General features: G+C 49.1%; 1 rRNA gene. It reads left to right on the plus strand.

Annotation, left to right across the window (positions count from 1 at the left end):
* Positions 1–166: 166 nt before the first annotated feature.
* Positions 167–1,327, plus strand: a 23S ribosomal RNA gene (locus EQV97_RS28835); the annotation flags it as partial.

A 1,327-nucleotide genomic window follows, 5' to 3' on the forward strand; every position in this document is an offset into this window, starting at 1 on the left:
TCGTTCTTTAAAAATTTGGGTATGTGATAGAAAGATAGACTGGACGTTACTTTCACTGGTAACGGATCAGGCTAAGGTAAAATTTGTGAGTTGCTCTTAATTGAGTATTATCGAATTTTCGGCGAATGTCGTCTTCACAGTATAACCAGATTGCTTGGGGTTATATGGTCAAGTGAAGAAGCGCATACGGTGGATGCCTTGGCAGTCAGAGGCGATGAAAGACGTGGTAGCCTGCGAAAAGCTTCGGGGAGTCGGCAAACAGACTTTGATCCGGAGATGTCTGAATGGGGGAACCCACCTAACATAAGTTAGGTATCTTAAGCTGAATACATAGGCTTAAGAAGCGAACCAGGGGAACTGAAACATCTAAGTACCCTGAGGAAAAGAAATCAACCGAGATTCCCTTAGTAGTGGCGAGCGAACGGGGACTAGCCCTTAAGTGGCTTTGAGATTAGCGGAACGCTCTGGAAAGTGCGGCCATAGTGGGTGATAGCCCTGTACGCGAAAATCTCTTAGTCATGAAATCGAGTAGGACGGAGCACGAGAAACTTTGTCTGAATATGGGGGGACCATCCTCCAAGGCTAAATACTACTGACTGACCGATAGTGAACTAGTACCGTGAGGGAAAGGCGAAAAGAACCCCGGAGAGGGGAGTGAAATAGATCCTGAAACCGTATGCGTACAAGCAGTGGGAGCCCACTTTGTTGGGTGACTGCGTACCTTTTGTATAATGGGTCAGCGACTTATTTTCAGTGGCGAGCTTAACCGAATAGGGGAGGCGTAGCGAAAGCGAGTCTTAATAGGGCGTCTAGTCGCTGGGAATAGACCCGAAACCGGGCGATCTATCCATGGGCAGGTTGAAGGTTGGGTAACACTAACTGGAGGACCGAACCGACTACCGTTGAAAAGTTAGCGGATGACCTGTGGATCGGAGTGAAAGGCTAATCAAGCTCGGAGATAGCTGGTTCTCCTCGAAAGCTATTTAGGTAGCGCCTCATGTATCACTGTAGGGGGTAGAGCACTGTTTCGGCTAGGGGGTCATCCCGACTTACCAAACCGATGCAAACTCCGAATACCTACAAGTGCCGAGCATGGGAGACACACGGCGGGTGCTAACGTCCGTCGTGAAAAGGGAAACAACCCAGACCGTCAGCTAAGGTCCCAAAGTTATGGTTAAGTGGGAAACGATGTGGGAAGGCTTAGACAGCTAGGAGGTTGGCTTAGAAGCAGCCACCCTTTAAAGAAAGCGTAATAGCTCACTAGTCGAGTCGGCCTGCGCGGAAGATGTAACGGGGCTCAAACCATACACCGAAGCTACGGGTATCA

The organism is Pseudomonas sp. TMW22090 (genome assembly GCF_022496665.1).
Classification (GTDB): Bacteria; Pseudomonadota; Gammaproteobacteria; order Pseudomonadales; family Pseudomonadaceae; genus Aquipseudomonas; species Aquipseudomonas gregormendelii.